The following is a 19,187-nucleotide window of genomic DNA, read 5'->3' as shown; positions in this document are numbered from 1 at the left end:
CTCTCACACGACGAGCGTGAGATCTCGTCGGCCGCGCGAGTCCGGCTCGCCGAGCCAGCCATCGCGTACGCCCTCGATCTGAGCGGCCAGGGCAAGGACGTCCTCGACGTCGGCGTCAGCGGGCAGGCCGGACGTGGCGCGGGCACGCACGAGCGCTCCGGCCAGCAGCCCGCGGGTGTGCTTGGCGTGGTGGGAGACGACGGCGTGGCTACCGTCCGGTCTCCGGCTGACCACCCGCACGCGCACCAGCTGGCCCTGCGCCCCCGGACCCGGCTGCCAGGCAGGGGAGTAGACCCCGGAGCGGCAGTCGACGACGACGCCGTCGGCCGCTTTGGTCAGGACCGGCGCCAGGACGGGCTTCCAGAAGGACGCCAGGCGCCCGGCGTCGGGCAGGCTCACGCCCATCGACAGCCGGTGGTCGGGCAGCAGGTCCGTGGCTCTCACCGCGCCCCACAGGCCGGAGAAGACGATCACCTCATGGCGCAGGACCTCGCGAGTGTCCGCGGAGGAGCCCAGGAGGGACATCTGGGCGGCGTCGAAGAGCACCCCGGTGTACAGCGCGTAGGCCGGGGCACAGGGGGCCTGCTCCAGGACGAGGTTGAGCGCGGCGTCATCTGCCGAGCGTGGTCCGAGCCCGAGCACGCGGGCAGCCTCGCTACCGGCGCTGAGCGCGGCCAGCTCGGCCATGACCGTGCGGCGGGCCCCAGTCAGCCGGTCTGGCTCCCACAGGCTGCCCAGGTCCAGGGCCGGGCCGGCGTCGGGTGCGGTCTTGCCCTCAGAGGGAGGTAGGAGGATGAGCACGCACCGATCTTAGGGGTAGGCTGTCCGGCGCGGACGAGCCGACCGGGCGGCCGCGGTACCGCGGGGCGACCCGTGGATCGAGGAACGTCCGGGCTCCACAGAGCAGGGCGGTGGCTAACGGCCACCCGGGGTGACCCGCGGGACAGTGCCACAGAGAACAGACTGCCGGCCGGAAGCTCGCTTCTGGTCGGCGAGGGTGAAACGGTGGGGTAAGAGCCCACCAGCGCTGTAGGTGACTACAGCGGCTTGGTAAACCCCGCCCGGAGCAAGACCGCACAGCAGGCGCCAGAGGGCTGCTCGCCCGAGCCTGCGGGTAGGTCGCGTGAGCCTGCTGGCAACAGCAGGCCAAGATGGATGGTCGCCACCGCCATCGCCGGTCACGGCGGGCGGCAACAGAACCCGGCGTACAGGTCGGCTCGTTCGTCCGCTCGTGCGCGCCTCCTGCGGCGCACGGCACGGGCCGCTGCCCGGGATCCCCGGACAGCGGCCCGTGCCATGACGTGGGTTGCTTACTTGGCCTGGATGTAGACCTCGCCGGTGCCGTCGTACCTGGAGGAGAAGGCCGAGGCGGCGAAGACACCGCTGTTGGCGTCAGAGGCGTTGATGACGTAGGTGTAGTACCCGCTCGCCGAACCGCCGTCACGCGGCATGTCCTGGAGATCGAACTCGTCATCCAGGAAGACGGACTCAGTGGTGTGGGTGTTGCCGTCCTTGACGTAGTCCATCTCCAGCTCGAAGCTGCTGAGCTGGCCGGAGCCGTGGTAGGTGATGGTCACCGGGACCCGCATGTAGACCTTGCCCTCACCCGGATCCTTGTAACCCTCTGAGTAGCCCTGGGCGTCATAGGCCGCCTTGATGGACTCGTTGGCGTTCCACTCCACCGCGCCGAGGGTGACGTCGATCGAGGCCTGCGGGTCATCGTCGAACTCACCGGCCTTGAAGGTCACTGGCTGGCTGGGGTCGAGGGGGTCGTCCATGGATGAGCCCGCGCCCTTGGTGGCCTCGGGAGCCTCTGACTCCTCAGCCTCGGAGTCCTGCTCGGAGCCGGCTGCGGCCTCCGACTCATCTGCGGGGGCGGAGACAGAGACCTCGGAGGAGGACTCGCTACCGGAACCAGGCTCGGAGCCCTTGACCAGGAACAGGATCGCCCCGGCGGCGCCGCCGACGACGGCCAGGACGACCACGACGACGATGAGCCAGAACCACCACTTGCGGGTCAGTGGGTCCTTGCCTGCGCCGGGAGTACCGACGTCAATGGGCTGCCAGCCACCCGCCGTCGGACCTGTTGGACCTCCAGGGGAGGCGAAAGCGGGGGCGCCGGGGGCTGCAGGCATCGTCGGTGCGGCGGCGGGGAAGACGGCCGTGGCTCCGGCGTAGGCGGGGGGTGAGGAGACCGACGGCGCAGACCCGGCCGAGGCTCCGAAGGGCTGGACCGGGACGGTCGGCGCCGGCGAGGAGGCGGGTGCTGTGGCCGGGGTACCAGCGCCGGGAGCCGGCTGGATGACGGCCGTGGGGTCAGGACCAGCTCCGTCGTCAACCCACAGCTGCCAGCCCTCTGGGGCAGGGCCCCAGGAGGGGTCAGGCTGCCACCCGGGTGGCGGGATGAAACCCTCCGGAGGAGCGGGCCAGTTGGGCGGAGGGTTGAAACGCGGTGCCATAGGGCGACATCTCCTGGGAGTGGTAGAGGGACGTGGGCGGCGTCACGCTGGTCACGCCATGACAGACGCTACACGCTCACCAGCCATGTGCGCAGGCCTGGCACGCAGACTGAGCAGCCCCACTGAGGCTCAGGGGAGGGTGAGGATGTCTGCCCCGTCCTCGGTGACCACCAGCGTGTGCTCGAACTGGGCGGTGCGCGAACGGTCCTTGGTCAGCACCGTCCAGCCGTCGTCCCACTGCTCCCAGTCCTCAGTGCCGAGCGTGAGCATGGGCTCGATCGTGAAGACCATGCCCACCTCCATGACGTCGTCGTAGGCGGGGGCAGCGTCGTAGTGGGGGATGATGAGGCCGGAGTGGAAGGCCTCGCCGACTCCGTGGCCGGTGTAGTCACGCACCACGCCGTAGTCGAAGCGCTTGGCGTACTTCTCGATGACACGGCCGATGACGTTGACCTCGCGGCCCGGGCGCACCGCCTTGATGCCCCGCTCCATGGCGGTGCGGGTGCGCTCGATGAGCAGGGCCGTCTCGGGATCGACCTCACCCACGGCATAGGTGGCGTTGGTGTCCCCGTGCACGCCGTGGATGTAGGCGGTGATGTCAAGGTTGATGAGGTCGCCGTCCTTGAGCACGGTGGAGTCGGGGATGCCGTGGCAGATGACCTCGTTGACCGAGGTGCAGATCGACTTGGGGAAGCCCATGTAGCCCAGGCACGAGGGGTAGGCGCCGTGGTCGCACAGGTACTCGTGGGCGATCCGGTCCAGCTCGTCGGTGGTCACGCCCGGGGCGATCGCCTTGGCGGCCTCGGCCATGGCACGGGCGGCTAGGCGACCGGCCTGGCGGATCCGCTCGACGGTCTCGGCGTCCTTGACGTCAGAGGCGGTCACGCGCTCGGGACCGTCGTGGAACATGTACTCCGGGCGGGCGATGGAGCCCGGGACGTGGCGCTCGGGGCCGACGACGCCCTTGGTCAAGGTGCCGCGGGGAGCCCGGTCAGCCAGCGAGATCGTGGAAGAGGCAGCGTCGTGCTCAGTCATGGTCCTAAGCATAGGAGTCTGGCTCAGGCGTCAAACCAGTGCTCGGGCGCGGGGAAGCTGCCGGAGCGAACCGCTTGGGCGAAGGCTCCGGCAGCCTGGCTCAGCGCCGTGCCGACCTGCCCGAACTGCGCTGCGAAACGCGGGGTCCACTGCGTCATCCCCGCCATGTCCGACCACACGAGCACCTGGCCGTCGCACCTGCCGCCCGCGCCGATTCCGATGGTGGGCATGGGGGAGAGCTCTGTCACGCGCGCGGCAACGGGTTCGGGCACCATCTCCAGCACGACGGCGAAGGCGCCTGCCTCGCCCAGGGCCTGGACGTCGGCCACCATCCGGTCGGCGGCCTTCTCACCTCGTCCCTGGACGCGGAATCCTCCTAGGGCGTTGACCGACTGCGGGGTGAAGCCGACGTGGGCCATGACCGGGATCCCGGCGTCGGTCAGGGCCTGCACGGTCTGGGCCCGGGTGCGACCCCCCTCCAGCTTGACGGCGTTGGCCCCCACCTTGACCAGGCGCACGGCGCTGGCCAGGGCCTGCTCAGGGCCTGCCTCGTAGGTGCCGAACGGCAGGTCGGCCACCACCAGGGCGCGCTCGGTGGCGCGTGCCACCGAGCGGGTGGCCACGACCATCTCGTCCAGGGTTACCGGCAAGGTGGAGTCGTAGCCGAGGCTCACGTTGCCGATGGAGTCACCCACTAAGAGCACGTCCGTTCCTGCGACGTCGAGAATCCGTGCTGTGACGGCGTCGTAGGCCGTGAGCATGACGATCTTCTCCCCGCGCTCGCGCATCTGTGCCAGGTGCTGGACGCGGACCTTGCGTGGCCGGGGCGCGCTGGAGGCAGGTGAGGAAGCAGGTACGGCAGACCCGTAGGGAGCCGAGGTCTCGCCTGCCTGCGGCTGGCTGTGGCCCAGGGACGAGGAGGACGAGGGTGTCTCAGTCATGGGCTCCAGCCTAGGCGCATCCCGAGACACCTGAGCGCGTGCAACGCGCCGGACACGCGCGCACGGCATGATGGTGCCACCTACCGCACCGACGGCTCACCCGCCACCGGCCCTTGCCACAGAGAGGTTCCGAGCATGGACAAGCAGCAGGAGTACGTCCTCCGGGCGATCGAGGAGCGTGACATTCGCTTCATCCGCCTGTGGTTTACCGATGTCCTGGGCCAGCTCAAGTCCGTGGCGATCGCCCCGGCCGAGGTCGAGAGCGCCTTCGAGGAGGGCATCGGCTTTGATGGCTCAGCCATCGAGGGACTCACCCGCGTCTTCGAGTCCGACATGCTCCTGGCTCCCGATCCCTCGACCTTCCAGATGCTGCCCTGGCGTACTGGTGCTAACTCCGTGGCGCGGATGTTCTGCGACGTGCTGACCCCGGCGGGCGAGGCGGTGCGCACGGACCCGCGTGCTGTCCTGGAGCGCCAGATCGCGCGCGTGGCTGAGGCGGGCTTCACCTGCTACATCCATCCCGAGATCGAGTTCTACCTGGTCAATCGCCACGAGGACGGCTCCATCAGCCCGACTGATCACGCCGGATACTTTGACCACGTCGCCGGGGGCACGGCCCACGAGTTCCGCCGCCGCGCCATCCTCATGCTGGAGCAGATGGGGATCTCGGTGGAGTTCTCCCATCACGAGGGAGGCCCTGGCCAGAACGAGATCGACCTGCGTTTCGCTGACGCCCTGTCGATGGCGGACAACATCATGACCTTCCGGGCCGTGGTCGAGGAGGTAGCCCTTCAGGAGGGGTGCACCGCGACCTTCATGCCCAAGCCCTTCGTCGGTCAGCCCGGTTCCGGGATGCACACCCACTTCTCGCTGTTCGAGGGTGACCGCAACGCCTTCCACGATCCGGCCGGTCAGTACCAGCTCTCGGCCACGGGCCGGGCCTTCGTCGCTGGTCTGCTGCACCACGCCAGCGAGATCTCCGCGGTGACCAACCAGCACGTCAACTCCTACAAGCGGCTGTGGGGCGGGGACGAGGCCCCCAGCTACATCTGCTGGGGCCGCTCCAACCGCTCGGCCCTGGTCCGCGTGCCCATGCACAAGCCCGGCAAGGCCCAGTCCACGCGCATCGAGTTCCGCGGCATCGACTCCTCGGCCAACCCCTACCTGGCCTTCGCCGTCATCCTGGCAGCAGGCCTGAAGGGGATCGAGGAGGGCTACGATCTGCCTGCTGAGGCCGAGGACGACGTGTGGGCGCTGTCCGACCGCGAGCGCGAGGCCCTGGGCATCGCGGCCCTGCCGACCTCGCTCAAGCGTGCGGTCGGGGCGATGGCCAAGTCCGATCTCGTGGCTGACACCCTGGGCGAGGACGCGTTTGAGTTCTTCATGCGCAACAAGCGTCACGAGTACCGTGCCTACGACGCCCAGGTGACGGACTTCGAGCTCTCCCAGTTCTTCCCCAAGGCCTGAGCGTGGGCGGCGAGCTGCCGCCCACCGGGGCCCGTCAGCGCTCGGTGCGCTCACGGCTCCTGGCGGCCGGCTTCCAGGACTCCGAGCGCGCACGCGCCTGCCTGGAGGACGCGGCGCTGCGTGAGCTGCTCGCGGACCCGCCTGCCTCCCACGGTCCGACGGCGCAGGCGAGCCTGGGCCCGGCGGCAGTGGGCCTGGTCCAGGCCCTGGGGCGTACGGCTGACCCGGACCTGGCTCTGCTGACCCTGGTCCGCCTGGCGCACGAGGTGCGTGGTCCCTCACGCAGCAGCCAGGCCCGGCTGCTCGCCTCGCTCCTGGGCACGCTGACCGCGGCACAGGATCCGCAGGCGGAGCCCGGCGCTCGCGGCAACGCGCACCACCACCTCAGGCGCCTGCTGGCCGTGCTCGGGGCCTCTAGCGCGCTGGGCGACTTCCTGGTGGCCCACCCGCAGTGCCTGACGGCCCTCCACCCCTCGCGCTCGTGGCAGGACGAGGGGCCGCACGAGGCGGCGCAGGTCCTGGGTCGAGCAGTGCGAGATGCCTTGTCCTCCTGCCAGGAACGAAGCCAGGCGACCACCCGCGCCACCGCGGCGCTGCGCGTGGCCTACCGTGACCGGCTGCTGGCCATCGCGGCTGATGACCTGTGCGCTGCGGACCCGTTGGCGCACACCGAGGTCGTCGGCACCCGGATGGCTCAGCTGGCGGATGCCGCGCTGGAGACCGGCCTGCTCGTGGCGCGTCACGCCGTCGGCCCGGCAGCAGCTGAGGTGGCCCTGGCCGTCATCGCGATGGGCAAGACCGGGGCCTGCGAGCTCAACTACATCTCCGACGTCGACGTCGTCTACGTCGTCGCCCCGGCTGCCTGCGCCACCGGGTCGGCTGACGAGGCCGCGCAAGCCGGAGAGGAGCGGCTGCTGATCACGGGCACGGCCCTGGCTACGGAGCTGGCCCGCGTGGTTTCTGCCTCCGGCACGGAGCCGCCCCTGTGGCCGCTGGACACCGGCTTGCGTCCGGAGGGCAAGGACGGGGCCCTGGTGCGCACGCTCGCCTCGCACCTGACCTACTACGAGCGCTGGGCCTCCTCCTGGGAGTTCCAGGCGCTGCTCAAGGCGCGCGCCTGCGCCGGGAACCCGGGCCTGGGCCGGGCCTACGAGGAGGGGGTGGCTCCTCTCGTGTGGGAGGCCAGCCGCCGGGAGAACTTCGTGGACGACGCACGGGCGATGCGACAGCGCGTGGAGCACGACTCCGCACGCCCCGGCACGCAGGACCGCCGGATCAAGCTGGGCCCGGGAGGGTTGCGGGACGTGGAGTTCACCGTGCAGCTCCTCCAGCTCGTGCACGGCCGGGCCGACGAGTCCCTACGGGTGCGTGGAACGCTGCGGGCCCTGGCGGCCCTGAGCGCCGGAGGCTACGTCTCTCGTGAGGACGCAGCCGTGCTCGACCACGGGTACCGCACCCTGCGGCTGCTGGAGCACCGTAGCCAGCTGCTGCGCCTGCGACGTACGCATGAGCTGCCTAGCCGCCAGGAGAACCTGAGGCGGATCGGGCGGGGCATTGACCGGGAGCACCTGGCTGACCCCGAGGAGCTGCGCGAGCTCTTCCAGTCGGTGCGCCGCCAGGTCCGCTCCGTCCACGAGTCGGTGTACTACCGGCCGCTGCTGGGCGCCGCGGCGGCGCTGAGCCGCGATGAGATGGCGATGGCCCCGCGCGCCGCCCACGAGCGTCTGGCCGCCGGCGGCTACCTCGACCCGGACGGGGCGCTGCACCACATCCAGGCCCTGACTGAGGGAGTCAGCCGGCGCGCGGCCATTCAGCGTCAGCTCCTGCCGGTCATGATCGGGTGGCTGGGGGACGGCCCCGACCCGGACACAGGGCTGTTGTCCTTCCGGCGTCTGTCCGAGGCGATCGGCGGCTCGCACTGGTACCTGGCGATGCTGCGTGACTCGCCGGTGGCGGCACGGCGCCTGTGCCATGTGCTGTCCGGTGCCAGGTGGACCACGGACCGGCTGGCTGAGCGCCCGGAGGCGATCGCGTGGCTCGATGATGACGCTGAGCTGCGTCCGCGTTCCGGTGGAGCGCTGCGCGAGGAGGTCACGCGCCTGGTGCGGCGGCGTCTGCCAGGCCTGATTGGCGAACACCGCCAGGACCAGGCCGTCGAGGCCGTACACGCCCTGCTCTCGGTACGCTCGCGTGAGCTGCTGCGGGCGGCCCTGGCCGACTCCTTGGACGGTCTGGATCCCGAGCGCACCGCCCAGATCCTCACCGACGCCACTGACGCCGTGCTGGACGGAGCGCTCGCGGTAGCCACGGCGCTGACCCTGGCCGAGAGCGCTGACCCCGGCGAGGGCGTCGAGCTGCCCGGCGAGGACGGCCGGTGGCCACAGGCCCTGGCGGACTACGCCATCATCGCGATGGGCCGTCTCGGAGGCTGCGAGACCACCTACGCCTCGGACGCGGACGTGCTCTTTGTCCACCAGCCACGTCACGGGGCCGACGAGCGCGCTGCCGCGGCGCAGGCAGAGGAGGTGGCTCGGCGCACCCTCGGTCTGCTGACTACGGTAGGCCCCCACCCGCTTGCCCTGGACGCCGACCTGCGCCCCGAGGGACGTCAGGGCCCGATGAGCCGGTCCCTGGACTCCTACCGGGACTACTACGCGCGGTGGTCGGGTGCCTGGGAGCGTCAGGCCCTGCTGCGTGCGCGCGCCTGCGCAGGCAGCGCGCAGGTGGGTCGCGCCTTCGAGGACCTCGTGGCGCCGCTGCGCTGGTCCGAGCACGGTCTGGCACCCGATGAGCTGCGCCAGATCCGCCGTCTCAAGGCGCGTATGGAGTCCGAGCGGCTGCCGCGCGGCGCCGATCCCGGCCGTCATCTCAAGCTCGGGCCGGGGGGCCTGAGCGACGTGGAGTGGGCCGTGCAGGTCCTTCAGCTCCAGCACGCCGGGCGCGTGGGCGGGCTGCGCACGACCTCGACCCTGACCGCGCTGCGGGCCGCCGCCCTGGCCGGGCTGCTGACCGGGGCGGAGACGACGGCGCTGGTCGCCTCCTGGGAAACCGCCACCCGTCTGCGCTCGGCCAACGTCATCGGGACCGGACGCGACGGCGGAGCCCGCGTGGACGTCCTGCCCTCTGACCCGCGTCAGATCCGGGTCGTGGGCCGGCTTATCGGTCTGGCACCAGGTCATGAGCGCGATCTGGAGGACACCTACCGCCGCATGGCCCGCCACGCCAGACCGGTGGCGGCGCGGCTCATCTTCGGCTCCCATGCCCCTGAGCCGGACGACCCAGCCGGGGGCCTGGCGAACGGGCAGCCACGCGGCCGGGCCGCCGCAGACGAAAGGAGCGCGGCGGTCAGCAACGCGGCGCCGGGTCCTGGCCAAGCGGGCGGGACGACGGCGAGCGTGGGGGACCGGCCCGAGGCCGGGCAGACGCCCAAGGCAGGGGACAAGCACGGCAAGGTCGTGCGCAGGCCGGCTCACGGGCGTCCACGCTCCGGGACCGGTCCCTATCCGTGGTCCTAGGCGGTCCCTGGCTCTCGGTGGTCCCTGCTTTTCGGTGGACCCCGCGCGCCTGGCGGAGCCTCCTCACACCCCAGGGTGAGCTACCAGGCCGCAGGCTGCTGGCAGGATGGGGCCGTGAAGCTCATTCTTGTTCGCCACGGCCGCACGATCGCCAACGTCATGGGCGCCCTGGACACCGCCTTCCCAGGCAACCCCCTTGATGAGGTCGGGCTGGCACAGGCCGCCAGCCTGCCGGGCCGGCTGCGTGAGGCCGGGCACCTGGAGGACATCAGCTCGCTGTGGGTCTCGCCCATCCTGCGCGCGCGTCAGACCATCGCCCCCGTCGAGCAGGCCACGGGCCTGCAGGCCCAGATCTGCTCCGGTCTGCGGGAGGTCCTGGCCGGGGACCTGGAGATGAATACCGATGCCGCCTCGATCGCCTGCTACACCGACACCACCCGGGCGTGGATGATCGGCCGTCTGCACGCCCGGCTGCCCGGCTCGCCCGAGGACGGCGCGGACACGGTGGGCCGCTTCAGCGCCGTCGTCGAGCAGATCTCGCAGGTCGCCGCTCCTGACGCCACTGCGCTGCTCGTGGCTCACGGCACGGTGCTACGGGTATGGACCGCCCTGGTGGCGGCGACGGCGGCCGGCGCCGACCCGGCCTGGATCGCCAACCATCCCATGACGAACACGGCCTTCTCCGTGGTCATGGGTGACCACGAGCATGGCTGGCGCCTGGAGGACTGGGCGGAAGGGACGTGGCGCGCTGCCGACCCGGCAGGCCGGCAGCGGTGAGCGCCGCGCAGAACGGGATCAGCCAGCGTTCCGACCGTCACCTCCGTGCGGCCTCCTTCAGCTCGGGGCCCAGGACTACGAGCGGCTGCGTCCGGGCTATCCGGAGCAGATGTGGGCTGACCTGCGTGCGGACGCGGGAGCGCGTCTGGAGGGCAGCGTGCTCGACGTCGGGGCGGGCACCGGAAAGGCGAGCCTGACCCTGGCCCGCGCGGGAGCACAGGTGACGGCCCTGGACCCGAGTGCTGAGATGCTTGCGGTCCTGGGCCAGCGGGCCGCTCAGGAACGGCTTGCTGCCCGCGTGCGGCTGCGTCAGGGGAGCTTCGAGGACCTGGACCCGCAGACCGAGGAGAAGATCGACCTGCTCGTCAGCGCCCAGGCCTGGCACTGGACCGATCCTGCGACCCGCTGGGTGCGCCTGGCCGGTCTGCTGGCCGACGATGCCATGGCCGCGCTGGCGTGGAACGGCTGGCACCTGAAGGCCTCCCACCATGAGACCGGCCGGGTCGAGGCGGTGGTGAGCGAGCGCAACCGTCGGTGGGGTACCGCCGTGCCCGTGGACACCGAGGCCCGTGACACGGGAGGGGGCTGGACGCAGGAACCCGTGCTGGAGGGCCCTGGGGCCGACAGGCTCAGGGAAGGGCGCCGCCGCGTCTATGCCTGGGACTGGCAGATGCCGACGCGCCACTACCTGGAGCTCCTAGGGACGACCTCGCGCTACCGGCTGCTGGAGCAGGGCCGTCGTGAGGATCTCACGACGGCCCTGGGGCAGGCCCTGGGACCGACCACGTTCCTGGCGTGCCAGACGCTGCTGGTCGAGGTCATGGCCGGACGGTAAGGCAGGTCGAGAACAGGCCTTAGAGCACAGAGGACAGGAAGGCGCGGGTGCGCTCCTCACGCGGGTGGTCCAGGAGATCGGTGGGCCGGCCGGACTCGCAGATGACGCCCTCGTCCATGAAGACCAGCTGGTCGCCCACCTCACGGGCGAAGCCCATCTCGTGAGTGACGACGACCATCGTCATACCGTCCGCGGCCAGGTCCTTCATGACCTGAAGCACCTCGCCGACCAGCTCGGGGTCAAGGGCTGAGGTGGGCTCGTCGAAGAGCATGAGCTCGGGGTCCATCGCCAGCGCCCGGGCGATCGCCACGCGCTGCTGCTGGCCTCCCGAGAGCTGGGAGGGGTAGTGGCCGAGCCGGTCACCGAGACCGACGCGCTCCAGCAGGCTCGCTGCCAGCTCGCGTGCCTGGGCGCGGGCCATGCCCTTGACCTGGACGGGGGCCTCCATGACGTTGGCCAGGGCCGTCATGTGCGGGAAGAGGTTGAAGCGCTGGAAGACCATGCCGATCTTGGCGCGCTGGGCAGCACGGGCCTTGTTGCTCAGCGCGTGCAGGCGCACGCTGCCGTCGGCACGCTGCTCCTCACGCATCCCGATGAGCTCGCCGTCGACCCACACCCGACCGGCGTCGATCGACTCCAGCTCGTTGATGCAACGCAGCAGCGTGGACTTGCCGGAGCCGGAGGGACCGATGAGCACGGTGACGGATCCGGGGGCGACGGTCAGGTCGATGCCCTTGAGGACGTGCAGCTCCCCAAAGAGCTTGTGCAGCCCACGGATGCGGACCTTGTCGGTCGGGGCGTGGTCAGTGGTCGTCGTGGTCATGGCGTGTACTCGATCATCGGGTCGGAGGTGGTGGTGCCGGCGTCCAGGATGGCCTGCTGGCGCTTGGACATGCCGCGGTGGGCACGCGGGGAGGGCGTGCCGACGGTGTCGAAGCCGCGACCGAAGTACCTCTCGATGTAGTGCTGGCCCACCATGAGGATGGAGGTGATGATGAGGTACCACAACGCCGCCACGATGAGCAGGGGGATGGGCTGGAAGAGCCGGTTGCCCACGTTGTTGGCGACGAAGGTCAGCTCCTTGGTGAAGGGGACAGCCAGCACCAGGGAGGTGGTCTTGAGCATGGAGATGGTCTCGTTGCCCGTGGGCGGCACGATGACGCGCATCGCCTGGGGCAGGATGATCCGGCGCAGGATCGTGCCGTTCGACATCCCCAAGGCCGAGGCGGCCTCGCGCTGACCGGCGTCCACCGAGTTCAGGCCCGAGCGCATGATCTCAGACAGGTAGGCGCCCTCGTTCAGTCCCAGGCCCAGGATGGCTGCGACCGCACCGGAGAAGACCTCCTTGGTGGAGAAGACGAAGAACTCTGGCCCGAAGGGCACACCCAGGCTCAGCTTGTTGTACAGCGCCGGCAGCAGGCCCCAGAAGACCAGCTGGGTGTAGATCGGGGTACCACGGAAGAAGAAGACGTAGGCGTAGGCCACGTAGCGCAGCACCGGGTTCTCACTCTGACGAGCCACGGCCGTGGCCGCTGCCAGCACGATACCGATGAGCATAGCGGCCACCGTCAGTGCTAGCGTCCAGCCGACGGCCCGTACGACGTCGTCATAGCGGAAGTAGAACCACACCAGGTCCCAACGGAACTTCTCGTTGGTGACCAGGCCGTGGACCAGCATCGCCACAAGCAGGGCGACGACGGCTGCTGAGATCCAGCGACCGGGGTGGGGAACAGGCTTGAGCCTGTTGAGGACGACCCCGGAGGCCGGGGCGGTGCTCCGCGAGGGAGCAGAAGAGGTAGTCATCAGTAGTGGTCCTCGCACGGGGTCCTGCCTCGGGACGCGAGCCCCTGAGGCACGATGGTCAGGTGTCGCCGGGTCAGACGGCCGGGTTGATCTCCGCGGTGGTCAGGGCCTGGGAGGTGTCCACACCCCAGGAGGTGAGGATGTCGTTCCAGATGCCCTCGTCCATGAGGTACTGCACGGCTGCCTGAATGGCCTTGGCCGTGGCTTCGTCGCCCTTGGCAATGACGATGCCCTGCGGGGCGGCGTCGAAGACCTTGCCAGCGGTCTCCACGGCGCCACCGGTCTGGATCTGGGCGTAGCCGGCCACGGTGGAGTCAGAGAAGACGGCGTCCAGGGTGCCGCCGGCCAGAGCGGTGGTGGCGTCGGAGTTCAGGGCGTAGGACTTGATGTCGATCGCGTCCTTGCCAGCAGCCTGGCAGTCCTCGTTGAAGCCCTGGATGTCCTCCTCCTGGGCGGTGCCGGTCTGGACGCCGACGGTCTTGCCGCACAGGCCCAGGGTGTCGGACAGGTCCAGCCCGGTGGGGTTGCCCTTGGCCACGTTGAACTGGGAGCCGACGGAGATGTAGGAGACCATCTCGGTGGAGGCCTCGCGCTCGGGGGTGATGGTGAAGGAGGAGATGCCCAGGTCGTACTTCGAGCCGATGGACGGGATGATGGAGTCGAACTCGGCGTGCTGAGCCGTGGCCTCCAGGCCAAGCACGGCCGCTAGGGCGCGGCTGAGGTCGATGTCATAGCCGACGGGCTGGTTGGAGGTGTCCAGGAACTCGGCCGGCGGGTAGTCGGCGGACACGCCGATGGTGAGCTTGCCGTCGGAGGAGATCGACTCGGGCAGCATCGCGGCGATGTCGTCCTGCTTGGCGATACCAGAGACGTCGAAGCTGGGGATCTCGGCGCTGGTGCCGGCCGAGGCGCCGGAGGAGGCGGCGTCGTCGGTCTTGAGATCCGAGGCGGAGGTGCAGGCCGTCAGCGCGAGGCAGGCGGAGGCGGCCAGGGCGGCGAGGGCGGGAAGGCGCTTCATCAGAGGGCTCCTGGGGAGGTACGTGGTCGGGGTGGCGCGCTGGACAGAGCGTGGACCCGACCGCTGCGAGTAGGTCCAGAAGCAACAATAGCCGGTTCGGCGTATAAGTATGCAGTCAAAATCGCATAGAACGGTGTCGTTCTGGCCACATGGAAGGCTCCAGAAGGGGTGCATACGGACAGGGTCCCGATCCGCAGCGGATCGGGACCCTGTCTACAAGGCCTGCTCAGAGGTTCTCGCTCAGAGGTTGTAGTAGAGCTCGAACTCGTAGGGGTGCGGACGCTGGCGCAGCGGAGCGATCTCGTGCTCGCGCTTGTAGTCGATCCAGGTCTGGATGAGGTCAGGGGTGAAGACGTCTCCCTCAGTGAGGTAGTCGTGGTCAGCCTCCAGGGCGTCCAGAGCCTGGTCCAGGGAGTAGGGCAGCTTGTCGATGTCGAAGTACTCCTCGGGAGCGAGATCGTAGAGGTCCTTGTCGATGGGCTCACGGGGCTCGATCCGACCCCGGATGCCGTCGATCCCGGCCATGAGCACGGCGGCAAAGGCGAGGTAGGGGTTGGCCGAGGGGTCCGGCACCCGGTACTCCACGCGCTTGGCCTTGGGGGAGGAGCCGGTGACCGGGATCCGGATACACGCCGAGCGGTTGCGTGCGGAGTAGACCAGGTTGACCGGGGCCTCAAAGCCGGGGACCAGACGGCGGAAGGAGTTGACGGAAGGGTTGGTGAAGGCCAGGAGGCTCGGGGCGTGCTTGAGGATGCCGCCGATGTACCAGCGGGCGAGGTCTGAGAGCTGGCCGTAGCCGCGCTCATCGAAGAACAGCGGCTCGCCGTCCTTCCACAGCGAGTGGTGGCAGTGCATACCTGAGCCGTTGTCCCCGAAGACGGGCTTGGGCATGAAAGTGGCTGTCTTGCCCTGGCGCCAGGCCTCGTTCTTGATGACGTACTTGAACTTCATCATGTCGTCACCGGCGGCCAGCAGCGAGGCGAAGCGGTAGTTGATCTCCTGCTGGCCCGCCGTGCCGACCTCGTGGTGGGCACGCTCGATGTCCAGGCCCACCTCCTGGCAGGTGCGGACCATAGCGTCTCGGATATCAGCCATCTGGTCGTTGGGGGAGACGGGGAAGTAACCACCCTTGAAGGGGGTCTTGTACCCCTTGTTCCCGCCTTCCTCGCTGCGCCCGGAGTTCCAGGCGGCCTCGGCGGAGTCGATGGCGTAGCGGGTGGAGGCCGGAGTGGTCTCGTACTCGATGGAGTCAAAGAGGTAGAACTCGGCCTCGGCCCCGATGTAGCAGGTGTCAGCGATACCGGTTGAGCGCAGGTAGTTCTCCGCCTTGGCGGCCACCGAGCGCGGGTCGCGGGAGAAGACCTCGTCGGTGAAGGGGTCGACGATGGAGAAGTTGATCACCAGCGTCTTCTGCTCACGGAAGGGGTCGAGGAAGGCCGTGGTCACATCCGGAACCAGCTTCATATCCGACTCGTGGATCGCGGTGAACCCGCGGATCGAGGAGCCGTCGAACATGAGACCGCTCACCAGGGCCTCGGCCTTGAACTCCTTGGCCGGGATGGTGAAGTGCTGCATGACGCCGGGCAGGTCACAGAAGCGGACGTCGATGAGGACGACCTCTTCCTTGTCGATATAAGCCAGTGCCTCGGCGGCGTCCTTGAACATGCTTGCTCCTTGCGAGGGTCGGTTCACTGCGTCCCAGGCGCGTGCGCCCGGCGCTGACACGGCAACGTTAGGGTCCAGGAGTGACGCTGGCGTACCGTGAGTGTGTCCTTGGTGTTTCGGGCGGCAGGACCAGGCCGATCAGCGTCCTCGCATTGCGCGGCGGTCGGGGCGCACGTTGTTGGGGTCGATGCCCTTGGGGATCGGCAGGCCCTTGGAGGACAGCGAGGACAGGCGCTTGGAGACCTGGGTGATCTCGGTGTTGGTGAGCTTGGTGGGCTTGGTGGGAAGCCGGCGCAGGGTCCTGGACAGGTCGATCAGGCGTGTCTGGCCCTTGCCCGTGCCTACATGGATGACGTGCAGCGGGACGGTGGGCAGGATCCGGGTGACCTTCTTGGACTCGTCAGCCACGAGCTTGTGGGTGCGTCCCACCGGGCCCTCGACGATGAGGACGACGCCGGGGCGTCCCACCAGGCGCCACACGACGTCCTGGGTCTTGGGGTTGATCCCGGCCGGGTCGGGCTCAACGAACCAGCCACGGCCGATCTGGTCCAGCACGGCCTTAGCCGCCCCGGGCATCCCCTCGATCTGGGTGTAGGAGGCGCGTCGCACGGTCCACGACAGCAGGACCATGTCCGCCATGAGGGCCAGGAGCACGGCCATGATGAGCCAGTACCACAGAGCCTGGCTGGTCACCAGGGACAGGACCACCGCCGCGGCCAGGATGACCGCCGTGATGGCGAGCAGCGCCCACCCCACCCAGGGGTAGGTACGCCGGGAGACGGTGTAGGAGTCCTTGATGTTCTGGATGTACTGCCCGAAGCGACGCTTCTTCTTCGGGGCGGGGCTGGCGGATGTGCTCACGGTTGCCCACCTTAGCCGAAGTCAGCGCTACTCCTGTGCGCCCAGGCCTGCAGCCACGAGAGAGGAGGCCTCCTGCCGGGCTGTTCCGGCGACAGCGAGCTCGGCCATCTCGGCGGGGATCGGGCGGCCCTTGGCCTTCATCGCGCGCGACCACAGCAGTCCCGAGCGGTAGGAGGAACGCACCATCGGCCCGCTCATGACGGCCGGAATTCCCTTGTCCTGTGCCATCTGGGCCAGCTCGACGAACTCCTGGGGCTTGACCCACCGGTCGATGGGGTGGTGGAGCTTGGACGGGCGCAGGTACTGGGTGATGGTGAGGATGTCGACGCCGTTGGCCACGAGGTCGTCGACGGCCTCCTCGACCTCGGCGCGGGTCTCGCCCATGCCCAGGATGAGGTTGGACTTGGTCAGCAGCCCCGCGGCGGAGGCCTGCTGGAGGACGGACAGTGAGCGCTCGTAGGAGAAGGCGGGACGGATCCGCTTGAAGATCCGCGGGACGGTCTCCAGGTTGTGGGCGAAGACCTCAGGGGCGCAGGAGAAGACCTCAGCCAGGGCATCGGGGTTGCCACGGAAGTCCGGCACGAGTAGCTCGACGCCGCAGCCAGGCAGCACCTGGTGGATCTGGCGGGCGACCTCGGCGTAGAGCCAGGCGCCGCCGTCGGGCAGGTCATCGCGGGCCACACCTGTGACGGTGGCGTAACGCAGGTTCATCTCCGCCACGGAGGCGGCCACGCGCCGCGGCTCGTCCTCGTCGTAGGCCGTGGGGCGGCCGGTGGCGATGTCGCAGAAGTCGCAGCGGCGGGTGCACAGCTCGCCGCCGACGAGGAAGGAGGCCTCACGGTCGTTCCAGCACTCGTAGATATTGGGGCAGTTCGCCTCCGCGCACACGGTGTGCAGCTGCTTGTCCCGCACCATCCCACGCACTTCTTGGTAGGTGGGGGAGATGACGGCCTTGGTCCGCAGCCACCTGGGCTTGTGCTCGATGGGGGTCTCGGCGTTACGCGCCTCGACACGCAGCAGCTTGCGACCCTGCGGGGCGATCGTGTCCGTCACGTGCTCTTCCTCCTTGGCCAGTGGCAGGTGCGAGCCGATCCTATGCCCGTACTGCCGCCGTGTGGGACCGACGGCCCAGATTCATCCCTCGGCCGTCAACGGTGCCAGATGCTCCTGGAGGCTGGCGACCACGGCGTCGGCCGGCTCGCTGGTGGCCAGGTGGCGTCCGGTCTGGACAGCCAGGGAGGTGACTCCGGCGTCGTCGATCCCGCACGGGATGATCCGGTCCAGCCCGAAGGCCGCCAGGTCCGGGTCGACGTTGAGACCGATGCCGTGCAGCGTCACTCCTCGCGCCACCCGCACCCCCAGGGCGCAGATCTTGCGCTCACGCGCGGCCGGCGGGCTGCCGGGCGCCGGGGGCACCCACACGCCCGAGCGGCCCTCGACCCGCATGGTCCTGACGCCATAGGCCGAACAGACCTCCATGACGGCTGCCTCCAGGGCGCGCACGTACTTGATGACGTCGATGGGGCTGGCCAGGCGCACGATCGGGTAGACGGTCAGCTGGCCGGGCCCGTGCCAGGTGGTCTTGCCCCCGCGGTCGACCTCGATGACGGGCACGTGCCCAGGCTCGACGACGTCGCCGGCAGGACGCTCCCAGGAGTGCGCGCGCCGGCCGACGGTGTAGACGCTCTCGTGCTCGACGAGGATGAGCGTGCCGGGCCGGGTACCGGCGACGACCTCATCATGCACCTGCTGCTGGAGGGCGCGGGCCTCGGGGTAGGGCACGAGCCGGGAGGCGAGGTCGAGGTCAAGTCGCTGCACGCGGGCCAGCCTAGGCCGCGGCGCACGGTTGTGGACGACGGCGGATCGCTCGGCTGTGTCCACAGCCGTACCGGGCCGGCTGGCACGGTGGGGCGAGCATGGTGAGCATGAGGCCATGAGACGGACTACGCGGGCACGGCGCACCCAGGTGGCCAGGGTGCAGGGGACCAGCCGGCCCGAGACGAGTGAGCAGGTCCTGGTGGCCCAGGAGCTGGAGCTTCATGGCCTGGCCACTGAGCCTTTGGTTCCTGCCGGCCGAACCGCGTCCAGCGCCGTGCTGCGTGGGGTCGATGAGCAGGGCCACGACCTGGTGGTGCGTGTGCTCCGGCTCCCACCTGGGCGGCGTGGCCGCGAGCTGCGTCAGCGCGCTCAGGTACTGCGAGAGCTGGAGACGGCTGGCGTGGTGGCGGTCCGTGCGGTGCTGGATCTGGCGGGTGAGTACCTGGCGGTGGTGATGGATCTGGTGGAGGGGGTCGATCTTGGTGTCCTGCTAGCCGCCAGGGGCAGCCTGACTCGCGGCGAGGCGGCGACGCTGCTGCAGGAGGTGGCCGCGGGCCTGGCGCGCCTGCACGAGGCTGGCATCGTTCACGGGGACGTCTGCCCGGCCAACATCATGGTCACGACGGGCGGCCACGGCGTCCTGGTGGACCTCATGGGCGCGCCCACGCAGACCGGTACGCCTGGATGGGCGGCTCCTGAGCAGGATCGTGGGGGTAACGCCACGCTGGCCACCGACGTCTACTCCCTGGCAGCGGTGCTGCGTTCGTGCGCCCAGGGTACCCTGGCCCTTCAGGCACGTCTGCACGCGGTGGTCGATGATGCCCTGAGCGCCGATCCGGCTCGCCGCCCGAGCGCGGCGGAGCTTGCCTCGCGAGCCGAGGAGCTGGGACGTCCTCGGCCCCTTGAGCTGCCGCAGGAAGCGCTCCTTCAGGCCACGGCGCTGCGCGGGCAGCTGGCGGTACCCACGCGGACGAAGCCTGCACGACGTCGTCC

16 protein-coding genes and 1 other RNA gene are annotated in these 19,187 nt (G+C 69.7%); 6 read left to right on the top strand and 11 right to left on the bottom strand.

From position 1 onward, the window contains the following. Positions 1–3: 3 nt before the first annotated feature. On the bottom strand, positions 4–801 hold the full coding sequence (locus HMPREF0058_RS10940; RefSeq protein ID WP_006549862.1) for a YaaA family protein: 798 nt from the start codon (positions 799–801) through the stop codon (positions 4–6). Between the two features lie 34 nt (positions 802–835). Between HMPREF0058_RS10940 and rnpB the strand changes: the two genes are divergently transcribed. Continuing rightward, an RNA gene (rnpB, locus tag HMPREF0058_RS11910) (RNase P RNA component class A) lies at positions 836–1,224 on the top strand. Between the two features lie 86 nt (positions 1,225–1,310). Here rnpB and HMPREF0058_RS10935 read toward each other — a convergent pair. The 3 genes from HMPREF0058_RS10935 to panB all read right to left on the bottom strand — a co-directional run bounded on the left by HMPREF0058_RS10935 (position 1,311) and on the right by panB (position 4,435). Beyond that, the gene (locus HMPREF0058_RS10935) at positions 1,311–2,459 is read right to left on the bottom strand and encodes a hypothetical protein (RefSeq protein WP_034236323.1); all 1,149 of its coding nucleotides are present in this window, start codon (positions 2,457–2,459) and stop codon (positions 1,311–1,313) included. Positions 2,460–2,588: 129 nt separating this feature from the next. Then, the gene (gene map, locus HMPREF0058_RS10930; RefSeq protein ID WP_006549860.1) at positions 2,589–3,506 is read right to left on the bottom strand and encodes a type I methionyl aminopeptidase; all 918 of its coding nucleotides are present in this window, start codon (positions 3,504–3,506) and stop codon (positions 2,589–2,591) included. Positions 3,507–3,517: 11 nt separating this feature from the next. Next, positions 3,518–4,435: a 3-methyl-2-oxobutanoate hydroxymethyltransferase gene (gene panB, locus HMPREF0058_RS10925; RefSeq protein ID WP_081449234.1), complete on the bottom strand. Its 918-nt coding sequence runs from the start codon at positions 4,433–4,435 to the stop codon at positions 3,518–3,520. 135 nt (positions 4,436–4,570) lie between these two features. On the opposite strand from panB, the gene HMPREF0058_RS10920 reads away from it, so the two are divergent. The 4 genes from HMPREF0058_RS10920 to HMPREF0058_RS11905 all read left to right on the top strand — a co-directional run bounded on the left by HMPREF0058_RS10920 (position 4,571) and on the right by HMPREF0058_RS11905 (position 11,029). After that, positions 4,571–5,902 carry a glutamine synthetase family protein gene (locus HMPREF0058_RS10920; protein WP_006549858.1) on the top strand — a complete coding sequence of 444 codons (1,332 nt, stop codon included), beginning with the start codon at positions 4,571–4,573 and terminating at the stop codon, positions 5,900–5,902. 2 nt (positions 5,903–5,904) lie between these two features. Further along, positions 5,905–9,417: a bifunctional [glutamine synthetase] adenylyltransferase/[glutamine synthetase]-adenylyl-L-tyrosine phosphorylase gene (locus HMPREF0058_RS10915; RefSeq protein ID WP_006549857.1), complete on the top strand. Its 3,513-nt coding sequence runs from the start codon at positions 5,905–5,907 to the stop codon at positions 9,415–9,417. A gap of 114 nt (positions 9,418–9,531) precedes the next feature. Further along, the gene (locus HMPREF0058_RS10910) at positions 9,532–10,194 is read left to right on the top strand and encodes a histidine phosphatase family protein (RefSeq protein ID WP_024035472.1); all 663 of its coding nucleotides are present in this window, start codon (positions 9,532–9,534) and stop codon (positions 10,192–10,194) included. A gap of 109 nt (positions 10,195–10,303) precedes the next feature. Further along, complete coding sequence (locus tag HMPREF0058_RS11905; RefSeq protein ID WP_050765695.1) at positions 10,304–11,029, top strand: class I SAM-dependent methyltransferase; 726 nt, start codon at positions 10,304–10,306, stop codon at positions 11,027–11,029. Positions 11,030–11,048: 19 nt separating this feature from the next. Here the strand turns inward: HMPREF0058_RS11905 and HMPREF0058_RS10900 are convergent, their stop codons facing one another. From HMPREF0058_RS10900 to lipB, 7 genes are all read right to left on the bottom strand, one after another. Then, entirely contained in the window at positions 11,049–11,852 is an 804-nt protein-coding gene (locus HMPREF0058_RS10900; protein WP_006549854.1) for an amino acid ABC transporter ATP-binding protein, read from the bottom strand. Then, positions 11,849–12,832, bottom strand: a complete 984-nt coding sequence (locus HMPREF0058_RS10895; protein WP_034236317.1) for an amino acid ABC transporter permease — start codon at positions 12,830–12,832, stop codon at positions 11,849–11,851. The genes HMPREF0058_RS10900 and HMPREF0058_RS10895 overlap by 4 nt, the downstream gene beginning before the upstream one ends. A 73-nt stretch (positions 12,833–12,905) precedes the next feature. Further along, positions 12,906–13,850: an ABC transporter substrate-binding protein gene (locus HMPREF0058_RS10890; protein WP_006549852.1), complete on the bottom strand. Its 945-nt coding sequence runs from the start codon at positions 13,848–13,850 to the stop codon at positions 12,906–12,908. A 240-nt stretch (positions 13,851–14,090) separates the two neighbouring features. Beyond that, a complete protein-coding gene (glnA, locus tag HMPREF0058_RS10885; RefSeq protein WP_006549851.1) occupies positions 14,091–15,515 on the bottom strand; it encodes a type I glutamate--ammonia ligase in 1,425 nt (474 codons plus the stop codon). Between the two features lie 138 nt (positions 15,516–15,653). After that, positions 15,654–16,376, bottom strand: coding sequence for a DUF4191 domain-containing protein (locus tag HMPREF0058_RS10880; protein WP_006549850.1), 723 nt, complete (start codon positions 16,374–16,376; stop codon positions 15,654–15,656). Positions 16,377–16,403: 27 nt separating this feature from the next. Beyond that, positions 16,404–17,429, bottom strand: coding sequence for a lipoyl synthase (gene lipA / locus HMPREF0058_RS10875; protein WP_006549849.1), 1,026 nt, complete (start codon positions 17,427–17,429; stop codon positions 16,404–16,406). A gap of 81 nt (positions 17,430–17,510) precedes the next feature. After that, entirely contained in the window at positions 17,511–18,194 is a 684-nt protein-coding gene (gene lipB, locus HMPREF0058_RS10870; protein ID WP_006549848.1) for a lipoyl(octanoyl) transferase LipB, read from the bottom strand. A gap of 115 nt (positions 18,195–18,309) precedes the next feature. Here lipB and HMPREF0058_RS10865 point away from each other — a divergent pair. Then, positions 18,310–19,187: protein kinase domain-containing protein (locus HMPREF0058_RS10865; protein WP_006549847.1), on the top strand; the 878-nt coding region annotated here is incomplete at its 3' end.

Source organism: Actinomyces urogenitalis DSM 15434 (assembly GCF_000159035.1).
Classification (GTDB): Bacteria; Actinomycetota; Actinomycetes; order Actinomycetales; family Actinomycetaceae; genus Actinomyces; species Actinomyces urogenitalis.
Note: the sequence above shows the minus strand (reverse complement) of the source record. Positions and strands in the feature narration are given on the sequence as shown.

What these genes read in the sequence shown, in the direction of transcription:
- HMPREF0058_RS10935 (WP_034236323.1), bottom strand. Translation starts at nt 2,459, where the DNA reads ATGGCACCGCGTTTCAACCCTCCGCCCAACTGGCCCGCTCCTCCGGAG.
- map (WP_006549860.1), bottom strand. Translation starts at nt 3,506, where the DNA reads ATGCTTAGGACCATGACTGAGCACGACGCTGCCTCTTCCACGATCTCG.
- panB (WP_081449234.1), bottom strand. Translation starts at nt 4,435, where the DNA reads ATGACTGAGACACCCTCGTCCTCCTCGTCCCTGGGCCACAGCCAGCCG.
- HMPREF0058_RS10920 (WP_006549858.1), top strand. Translation starts at nt 4,571, where the DNA reads ATGGACAAGCAGCAGGAGTACGTCCTCCGGGCGATCGAGGAGCGTGAC.
- HMPREF0058_RS11905 (WP_050765695.1), top strand. Translation starts at nt 10,304, where the DNA reads ATGTGGGCTGACCTGCGTGCGGACGCGGGAGCGCGTCTGGAGGGCAGC.
- HMPREF0058_RS10900 (WP_006549854.1), bottom strand. Translation starts at nt 11,852, where the DNA reads ATGACCACGACGACCACTGACCACGCCCCGACCGACAAGGTCCGCATC.
- HMPREF0058_RS10895 (WP_034236317.1), bottom strand. Translation starts at nt 12,832, where the DNA reads ATGACTACCTCTTCTGCTCCCTCGCGGAGCACCGCCCCGGCCTCCGGG.
- HMPREF0058_RS10890 (WP_006549852.1), bottom strand. Translation starts at nt 13,850, where the DNA reads ATGAAGCGCCTTCCCGCCCTCGCCGCCCTGGCCGCCTCCGCCTGCCTC.
- glnA (WP_006549851.1), bottom strand. Translation starts at nt 15,515, where the DNA reads ATGTTCAAGGACGCCGCCGAGGCACTGGCTTATATCGACAAGGAAGAG.